Origin of the sequence: Agromyces binzhouensis, assembly GCF_004135055.1 — a bacterium.
GTDB classification, from domain to species: Bacteria; Actinomycetota; Actinomycetes; order Actinomycetales; family Microbacteriaceae; genus Agromyces; species Agromyces binzhouensis.
Genome location: NZ_SDPL01000096.1, coordinates 1 through 8,974 on the forward strand (window position 1 = coordinate 1; position 8,974 = coordinate 8,974).

At 71.7% G+C, this 8,974-nt stretch carries 9 protein-coding genes and 1 pseudogene; 1 reads left to right on the forward strand and 9 read right to left on the reverse strand.

The features are described 5' to 3' along the window. A pseudogene (locus tag ESO86_RS06885) lies at positions 1-194 on the reverse strand (hypothetical protein); the annotation flags it as partial. A 128-nt stretch (positions 195-322) separates the two neighbouring features. Here ESO86_RS06885 and ESO86_RS06890 point away from each other — a divergent pair. Then, positions 323-928 carry a MarR family winged helix-turn-helix transcriptional regulator gene (locus ESO86_RS06890; protein WP_129234234.1) on the forward strand — a complete coding sequence of 202 codons (606 nt, stop codon included), beginning with the start codon at positions 323-325 and terminating at the stop codon, positions 926-928. Positions 929-965: 37 nt separating this feature from the next. Here ESO86_RS06890 and ESO86_RS18650 read toward each other — a convergent pair whose 3' ends face one another. The 8 genes from ESO86_RS18650 to ESO86_RS06925 form a co-directional block, all read right to left on the reverse strand. After that, on the reverse strand, positions 966-1,130 hold the full coding sequence (locus ESO86_RS18650; RefSeq protein ID WP_154344684.1) for a hypothetical protein: 165 nt from the start codon (positions 1,128-1,130) through the stop codon (positions 966-968). Positions 1,131-1,362: 232 nt separating this feature from the next. Beyond that, positions 1,363-2,523 carry a 3,4-dihydroxyphenylacetate 2,3-dioxygenase gene (gene hpaD / locus ESO86_RS06895; protein ID WP_129234235.1) on the reverse strand — a complete coding sequence of 387 codons (1,161 nt, stop codon included), beginning with the start codon at positions 2,521-2,523 and terminating at the stop codon, positions 1,363-1,365. 40 nt (positions 2,524-2,563) lie between these two features. Then, on the reverse strand, positions 2,564-4,096 hold the full coding sequence (gene hpaE, locus ESO86_RS06900; protein WP_129234236.1) for a 5-carboxymethyl-2-hydroxymuconate semialdehyde dehydrogenase: 1,533 nt from the start codon (positions 4,094-4,096) through the stop codon (positions 2,564-2,566). A gap of 82 nt (positions 4,097-4,178) precedes the next feature. Continuing rightward, positions 4,179-4,868, reverse strand: coding sequence for a GntR family transcriptional regulator (locus tag ESO86_RS06905; RefSeq protein ID WP_129234237.1), 690 nt, complete (start codon positions 4,866-4,868; stop codon positions 4,179-4,181). Beyond that, complete coding sequence (locus ESO86_RS06910) at positions 4,865-6,412, reverse strand: fumarylacetoacetate hydrolase family protein (protein ID WP_129234238.1); 1,548 nt, start codon at positions 6,410-6,412, stop codon at positions 4,865-4,867. Before ESO86_RS06910 ends, ESO86_RS06905 begins: the two co-directional genes overlap by 4 nt. Before the next feature lie 77 nt (positions 6,413-6,489). Then, entirely contained in the window at positions 6,490-7,365 is an 876-nt protein-coding gene (locus ESO86_RS06915) for an HpcH/HpaI aldolase family protein (protein WP_129234239.1), read from the reverse strand. Further along, a complete protein-coding gene (gene hpaH / locus ESO86_RS06920; protein WP_129234240.1) occupies positions 7,350-8,135 on the reverse strand; it encodes a 2-oxo-hept-4-ene-1,7-dioate hydratase in 786 nt (261 codons plus the stop codon). The genes ESO86_RS06915 and hpaH overlap by 16 nt, the downstream gene beginning before the upstream one ends. Before the next feature lie 158 nt (positions 8,136-8,293). Next, positions 8,294-8,974, reverse strand: a 681-nt coding sequence (locus ESO86_RS06925) for a thiamine pyrophosphate-dependent enzyme (RefSeq protein ID WP_242492248.1), incomplete at its 5' end; no start/stop codon positions are given.

Here is an 8,974-nt window from a genome sequence, read left to right on the forward strand (position 1 = left end):
GCCGCCCAGGCCGGCTGCGCGGCCTCCGCGCGGGCGATCGCCCGCTCGAGGTCCCCGATGCCGTGCACCGGGGCGTGTCCGACGAGGCCGCCCGTCGCCGGGTCGAGGATCTCGCGCCGGTCGCCGTCGCGCGGCGTGATCTCGGCGAGCAGATCGGCGTGCGTCTCCTCGAGGACTGGGATCGGGCTGTTCATGGCACCTCCACGTTGAGTTGGGGTTCCACGGTAGGCAGCGGCCCGACGGTCGGCGTTGCCCGTCCGCGCGACGCACTTGGACCTCGGCGCACGAAGCGCGACTCGCGGCCGGCGACTAGGGTGTCAGGGTGTCCAGTCGTCCGAGCGGATCCGAGTCGAGCGGCTACTGGTACGGGTCCGACGAGACGCGGCTCGGCAGCGTCGACGTGCTCAACCTGCTCCGTCGGTACCGATCGGCCGACCAGGAGATGCGTCGGCGCACGCGGGACTCGATGGGCATGGGCGAGACCGACCTCGTCGCGCTGCGCTACGTGCTGCGCGCCGAGCGCGAGGGCGAGATGCTCACGCCCGGGGCGCTGGCGAAGCTGCTCGGCATCTCGACGGCCTCGACGACCGTGCTCATCGACCGGCTCGAACGGAGCGGTCACCTCGTGCGTCGGCCGCACCCGACGGATCGCCGTTCGCTCGTCGTCGCGAGCACGACCGACAGCGATGAGGAGGTTCGGGCGACGCTCGGCCGGATGCACCGGGCGATGATCGAGGTCGCGGACGGGCTCGACCAGGACGAGCTCGCCGTCGTGGCCAGGTTGCTCGCCGGGATGATCGAGGCGTTGGAACTCGTCGACCCCCACGCGGAGGCGGAGGAGGCCGACGGGGAGTCCACGGCCGCGGTTGCGCCCGCGGACGACGACGCCGCCCGGCACCGGGACGGTGCGGGCGGCGAGTCGAGTTGAGCGTCGTGACCGCGCACGCGCGGTCACGCGTCGGCGGTCAGACGCTCCGGTTGCCGGTGAGCATCCGGACGAGCCAGACGATGACGGCCAGGACGAGCAGGACGATGCCGACCCAGAGCAGGAAGTTCAGCGACTGCACGAAGCCGCCGGTGAACAGCAGGATGATGGCGATGATGCCGACGATGATGAGCAGGGTGTTCACGGGAGTGCCTTTCTGAATGGCGATGACGCCGTGCGGCGCACGGCGGGTCGGGAACCTTCGGGCCCCGGGGGACTCGCGCCCCCCGGGGTCGTCCCCCCGGTCGTGATCGCCCGCGAAGCGGTCGTTCCCTGATATGCGATCACGTGACCAGCATCCCGTCGGAGCCGCCGGGACGTCCAGCCATTCCGGAGGCGGCCCGATTCCGCTATTGTTCGCGCGCCCGAGACGCTGCTCAGAGCGTGTTGCCGAGCTTGAAGCCCTTCTCCTCGTCGCCCTTCCGCGTGTACGAGAAGCCGTCGGCCCCGATCGTGACGGCCATCTCGGAGTCGTCGGTGCGGGCGATGACGGGCTTCGGGTTGCCGTCGAGATCGAGGACGAGCGACGCCTCGGTGTACCAGGACGGCACGACGGGGTTGCCCCACCAGTCGCGGCGCTGGTTGTCGTGCACGTCCCACGTGACCACGGGGTTGTCGGGGTCGCCCGTGTAGTAGTCCTGCGTGTAGATCTCGACGCGGTGGCCGTCGGGGTCGCGAAGGTAGAGGTAGAACGCGTTCGAGACGCCGTGGCGGCCGGGGCCGCGTTCGATCGCGTCGGACATGCGGAGCGCGCCGAGCTTGTCGCAGATGGCGAGGATGTTGTGCTTCTCGTGCGTCGAGAACGCGACGTGGTGCATGCGGGGGCCGTCGCCACCGGTCATGGCGGTGTCGTGCACGGTGGGCTTGCGGCGCATCCACGCGGCGTAGACCGTGCCGGCCTCGTCCTGGATGTCCTCCGTCACGCGGAAGCCGAGGTCCTGCATGAACGCGACCGCGCGCGGCACGTCGGGCGTGACCTGGTTGAAGTGGTCGAGGCGCACGAGCGCGCCGGGGGTGTACAGGTCGTAGCGCCACGCGAGCCGCTCGACGTGCTCGACGTCGTGGAAGAACTCGTACGGGAAGCCCAGCGGGTCCTCGACCCGCACGGACTCGCCGATGCCCTTCGTCCAGCCCTCGGTGCGACGCTCGACGCGGCATCCGAGTTCCGTGTAGAACGCGACGGCCCTGTCGAGGTCCTCGGGGGTGCGCACGCGGTAGCTGAACGCGGCGACCGCCGCGACGGGGCCCTTGCGGAGCACCAGGTTGTGGTGGATGAACTCCTCGAGCGAGCGGAGGTAGACGGTCTCGTCGTCCTCCTCGGTCACGGTGAGCCCGAGCACCTCGACGTAGAAGTTCCGGCTGGCCTCGAGGTCGGTGACGACGAGCTCCATGTAGGCGCAGCGCAGGATGTCGGGGGCCGGGGCGGTCGGGGTCGGGATCGGGTTCTCGCTGCGGATCGGCGCCTCCTGGGAGACGTAGAAGCCGGAGGAGGTGAGGGTCATGCCATCACGGTGCGATGGCTGGGTGCGGTCGGTCATGTCAGCGTCCTTGCGTGAGATGGGTCGGTGGGATGGCGCGTCAGCGCGGGTCCGGGTCGTCGAGGTCCGACTCGTGGTGCTCCTGCTTGCCGAACGTCGGGTTGTGCACGGCGCCGAGCGTGATGTGCACCGCCTGCTGGTCGGTGTAGAAGTCGATCGAGCGGTAGCCGCCTTCGTGGCCGAGCCCGGAGGCCTTGACGCCGCCGAAGGGAGTGCGCAGGTCGCGCACGTTGTTCGAGTTCAGCCAGACCATGCCGGCCTCGACGGCCTGCGAGAAGTTGTGGGCGCGCGTGAGGTCGTTGGTCCAGATGTATGCGGCGAGGCCGTACTTCACGCCGTTGGCGAGCTCGAGCGCCTCCTCGTCGGAGTCGAACGGCGTGATCGCGACGACCGGGCCGAAGATCTCCTCCTGGAAGATCCGAGCGTCCTTCGGGACGTCGGCGAACACGGTCGGGGCGACGTAGTTGCCGGTGGGGAAGCCGTCCGGCCGCCCGCCGCCGGCGACGAGCCGGCCCTCGGTCTTGCCGATCTCGACGTAGCTCATGACCTTGTCGTAGTGCTCCGGGTGCACCAGTGCGCCGACCTCCGTGTTCGGGTCGTGCGGATCGCCGACCACGACGCGCTTCGCCTGCGCGGCGTACTTCTCGACGAACTCGTCGTAGACGGCGCGCTCGACGAGGATCCGGCTGCCGGCCGTGCAGCGCTCGCCGTTCAGCGAGAAGACGCCGAAGATCGTCGCGTCGACCGCGGCGTCGAGGTCGGCGTCGGCGAAGACCACCGCGGGGCTCTTGCCGCCGAGCTCCATCGAGAGGCCCTTGAGGAACGGCGCGGCGTTGCCGAAGATGACCTGCCCCGTGCGGCTCTCGCCGGTGAAGGAGATGAGCGGGACGTCCGGATGCTTCACCAGCGCGTCGCCCGCCTCCTCGCCGAGGCCGTTGACCAGGTTGAAGACGCCCTGCGGGAGCCCGGCCTCCTCGAAGATCTCGGCCCAGAGGCTCGCCGAGAGCGGCGTGAACTCGGCGGGCTTCAGCACGACGGTGTTGCCCGTCGCGATCGCGGGAGCGAGCTTCCACGACTCGAGCATGAACGGCGTGTTCCACGGGGTGATGAGCCCCGCGACGCCGATCGGCTTGCGGTTCACGTAGTTGACCTGGCGGCCCGGCACCTTGTAGGTGTCGTCGGCCTGCGCCACGATCAGGTCGGCGAAGAACCGGAAGTTCTCGGCCGCGCGACGCGCCTGGCCGAGCGCCTGCGTGATGGGCAGCCCCGTGTCGAAGGTCTCGAGCTCGGCGAGGCGCGCGTCGCGCGATTCGACGAGGTCGGCGATGCGGTGCAGCACGCGCGAACGCTCGCGGGGCAGCATCCGCGGCCACGGCCCCTCGGTGAATGCGCGGCGGGCGGCGGCGACGGCGCGGTCGATGTCGGCCTTCTGGCCGGCCGCCGCCTGCACGTAGGTCTCGTTCGACACCGGGTCGAGCACGTCGAACGTCTCGCCGCCGACCGAGTCGACGAACTCCCCGTCGACGTAGTGGCGGATGCGGTCGGGCAGTCCCTCGGGGATGTGCTGGGTCATGCGGGTTCCTTCCGTGTCGTTGCTGGGCGGGCGGCGCGCGTCGGCGGCGCCGCGGTGCATGTGGTCGGATGGCGCGGGGGCGTCACGTGGCGACGGCCTCCGGAGCCGGCGTGGTCGCGGGCTTGTGGTCGGCCTGGTAGGCGAGCACGGCGTCGAGCGTCGCGGTGCGATGCCGTCGGGCGGCGAGCTCGATCTCGAGCGCGTCGGCGCCGCGTTCGATGAGCTCGACGATGCGCTCGTGCTCCTCGACGGAGGCGCGGGCCCGCCCCGGCACGAAGCTGAACGACGAGTCGCGCAGCATCCGCATCCGGTTCCACCCGCGGTGCACGAGGTCGAGCACGTGCGGGTTCGGGCAGCCCTCGAACAGCACGGCGTGGAACTCGAGGTTGAGCTCGGTGAACCGATGCGGCTCGAAGTCCTCGAGCGTGCGCCGCATCTCCTCGTTGATCGCGCGCGCCCGGGCGATCTGCTCGGCCGTGACGTACGGCGCGGTGAGCGAGGTCGCGAAGCCCTCGACGAGCGCGAGCGTCTGCATCGTGTGGAGGTACTCGGTCTCCTTGATCAGTGCGACCTGCGCGCCCACGTTCTTCTCGAACGTGACGAGCCCCTCGGCTTCGAGACGGCGGATCGCCTCGCGCACGGGCACGACGGACACCTCGAGTTCGCCGGCGATCTGCGCCAGGACGAGGCGGTAGCCCGGGACGTACCGGCCGTCGTCGATGCGCTCCCGGATGAACCGGTAGGCCTGCTGCGACTTGCTCTCGGCGCTCATCGCGCCCCCTCGGGCGGCAGGGCACCGGATGCCGCGGCATCCCGCTCGCGCTCGTATCGCTCGCGCCACGCACGGTTCATCGGGAACAGGCCGTCGACCGGCTCGCCCTCGGCGACGCGCTCGGCGACCCAGGCGTCGGCCGCGTCCTGATCGGCGGCCTCGGCGGCGACCTCGGCCACGAGGTGCGGCGGGATGACGATGACGCCGTCGCCGTCGCCGACGATCACGTCGCCGGGCTGCACGGCCGCGCCGCCGCACGCGATGGTGACGTCGGTCTCCCACGGCACATGCCGGCGGCCGAGCACGCTCGGGTGGGCACCCCGGGAGAAGACCGGGATGCCGATCCCGGCGACCGCGTCGAAGTCGCGCACGCCGCCGTCGGTGACGATGCCGGCCGCACCGCGCACCTTGGCGCGGAGCGCGAGGACGTCGCCGACCGTGCCGGTTCCGCGCTCGCCGCGGGCGTCGACCACGAGCACCTCGCCCGCGCCGACCGTGTCGAACGCGCGCTTCTGGGCGTTGTAGCCGCCCCCGTGCGAGGCGAAGAGGTCGGGACGCGCGGGGATGAACCGGAGCGTGCGGGCGCGACCGACGATCCGGTCGCCCGGGTGGTTCGCGGCGACGCCCTCGATGAAGATGTCGTGGTAGCCCCGCTTGCGCAGTGCGACCGAGAGCGTCGCCACGGCCACGGACGAGAGCTGGGCGCGGAGCGCCTCGGTGAGCTCGAACGGCGGCTGCGCGTCATCCGTCGCCTCGGGCACCGTGCCCGTGGCGTCGAGCGGCGTGGCTCGGCCGGCCGCGACGGCGGCGGCGTGCGCCTCGCCGGAGCCCCATGCCTCGATGCGCTGCAGGTCGTCGACGGCGGGCTTCGAGCCGAAGTCGCCGAAGGCGACGCTGCCCTGCGTGACGGTCGTCACGAGCCGGCCGGTGGTCGGGGTGCCGGGCGCGCCGGGTGCGTCGACCTCCACCTCGACGACGTCGCCCGGCACGACGACCGACGAGCCGGCGGGCGTGCCGGTGAGGATCACGTCGCCCGTCTCGAGCGTGCCGTGCTGGGACAGGTCGGCGACGAGGCGGCCGAAGTCGAAGAGGAGCGTGTCGGAGGTGTCCTCCTGCACGAGTTCGCCGTTCACCCACGTGCGGACGCGCCAGTCGCCCTGCCCGATGCCGTCGACGGGGATCGCGACGGGCCCGAGCGGCGTGAAGCCGTCGCCGCCCTTGGATCGGAGGTTCGAGCCCTTGTCGGCGGCCCGGAGGTCGTACAGGCCGAAGTCGTTCGCGGCCGTGACGGCGGCGACGTGCGCCCAGCCCTCGTCGGGCGAGACGTGGCGTGCGGGCTCGCCGATGACCAGGGCGATCTCGCCCTCGAACGCGAGCAGCTCGGTGCCGGCCGGGCGCTCGATCGTGCCGCCGGTTCCGGCCAGCGAGCTCTGGGGCTTCAGGAAGTAGCTCGGCTGCGCGGGCGTGCGGCCCCGCTGCGCCGCGCGCGACGGGTAGTTGAGGTGCACGGCGATGATCTTGCCGGGCTTCGCGATGGCGGTCATGGACTCCCTCGTCTCCTGATATCTGAAATCATATACGATCGTGCGTCGGGTGGCAACGCGACGGATGCCGCTGCCGCTCAGTAGCTCGGTCGCTCGTCGGCACCGGCGCTCGTGCCGGTCGCGGCCCCGCCGCTTCCGCCGGGCGCGTCGCTCGTGGCATCCGGTGCGCCCGTCGGCCCGATGAAGCGATCGGCGAGCGCCTCCGATGCGCGCGCGAGCAGGGCGACATCCGCGCCCACCGCGACGAACGAGGCGCCGGCCTCGAGGTAGCGATCGGCGTCGGCGGGCGCGAACGCGTTCACGCCCACCGGCACCCCCGCGGCCACGCCTGCGCGGATCGACGCGAGCACCGCCTCGACCACCTCAGGATGCGACTGCTGCCCGAGGTGCCCCATCGACGCGGCGAGGTCGGCCGGCCCGACGAAGAGACCGTCGACCCCGGGTGTCGCGGCGATCTCGTCGACGGCGGCGACCGCGGCGGCGGACTCGATCTGCACGACGAGGCTGATCGTCGACGACGCGGCCTGGAGGTAGCCGTCGACGCGGTTCCAGCGCGAGGCGCGCGCGAGCGACGAGCCGACCCCGCGGACTCCGCCGGTCGGGTAGCGGACCGCCCGGACGATCTCCGCGGCCTGCTCGGCCGAGTCGACCATCGGCACGAGCAGGTTCTGCACGCCGAGGTCGAGGAACTGCTTGATGACGACCGTGTCGCCGTACGGCACGCGGACGACGGGAGCGACGGGATAGGCGGCGATCGCCTGGAGCTGGGCGAGGATCGACTCGAGCCCGTTGGGGGAGTGCTCGCCGTCGATCAGCACCCAGTCGAGGCCGCTGCCCGCGGCGATCTCGGCGACGAGAGGGCTGCCGGAGCAGACCCACATGCCGACCTGCGGACGGTCGGCCTCGTCGATGCGGGCGGCGAAGGTCGGCGGCAGGGTCAGGCGAATCGGCACGAGATGCTCCCGAGGTCGTGGTAGTCGGCATGGACCGTGTCGCCGCGCTCGACCCACATCGGGCGGGTGAAGCTGCCGGCGAGGATGATCTCGCCCGCGCCGAGCGACTGGCCGTGCTGCGCGAGCTTGTTCGCGAGCCACGCCACGCCCATGGCGGGGTGGCCGAGCACCGCGCCGGCGACGCCCGACTCCTCGATCGTCTCGTTGCGCGAGAGCAGCGCGCCCACCCAGCGGAGGTCGACCTCGTCGACCTTCACGGGTCGGCCGCCGACGACCATCGCGCCCATCGCGGCGTTGTCGCTGATGGTGTCGACGATGGTGCGACCCTCGAGCGCGATGTGCGAGTTCAGCACCTCGAGCGCGGGGACGACGTACTCGGTCGCACGGAGCACGTCGAAGATCGTGGTGTCGGGCCCCTCGAGCGGGGTGCCGAGCACGAACGCGAGCTCGACCTCGATGCGCACGTTCGAGAACCGGTCGAACTCGATGACCGAGCCCGACTCGTAGACCATGTCGTCGAGGATCACGCCGTAGTCCGGTTCGGTGATGCCCGTCGCGACCTGCATGACCTTCGAGGTCAAGCCGATCTTGCGACCGACGAGCCTGGCGCCGGCGGACATGCGCCGCTCGGCCCACTCGCGCTGCACCGCGTACGCGTCCTCGACCGTCATGCCGGGGTTGCGGGCGGTCAGGAGCGGGACGGTCGTGCGATCGCGGTCGGCGGCGATGAGCTCGTCGGCGATCTCGCGGATGCGTGACGGGTCTGGCACGTGGTCTCCACTTCGTCGTGAGCGTCACGCCGATCGTACCGAGCAGCGGAGCGCATTTGGTATCTCAGATCATATACGATCGGGCCTCGCTGGGGCCGGAATGTCGCGCGGGCCGCGCCCGTGCCTCACCGGCACGCGCGCGGTCGAGGCATCCGTCGTCAGGAGTTCACGCGGATGATCTCGTGCTGGTACGGCGCCACGATGCGGTCGGACACGCGGCAGTCGAGCAGGAGGAATCGCCGCTCGTCGACGGGCTCGGCGGCCCACGCCCCGAGGCGGTCGAGGTCGGCGATCCCGCGCACGACGACGCCCTCGGCGCCGACGGACGTCGCGAGTCCCGCGAAGTCGACCTCGGGGATCCGCATCGGCGGCTCGGCCAGGCCCTTGCGGCCGTAGAGGTGCACCTCGGCGCCGTAGGCGGTGTCGTTCCAGACGACGGCGACCCCGCGGCCGCCCGCCGTTCGGACGGCGGTCTCGAGGTCGGCGATCGCCATGAGCCCGCCGCCGTCTCCGGTGGTCAGCACGATCGTCGCGCCGGGCTTCGCCGCGGCGGCGCCGGGCACGCTCGGGAAGCCGAGGCCGATCGACTGGAACGCGGTGCCGACCATCATCATGCGGTCGGGGGATGCCACGGGCCAGTACATGTTCGCCCACCCGATGAAGTGCCCGCCGTCCGAGACCACGACGCGGTCCTCGGGGAGGAGCTCGGCCAGGCGTGCCGCGACCGACCGCGGGTCGAGGCGGCCGTCCTCGGGCACGATGCCGACGCCCGGGTCGTGCGCGCGGAGCGGAGCCGCCTCGAGCGATTCGCGCCAGCCCGACGACGACGCGCCGAGTGC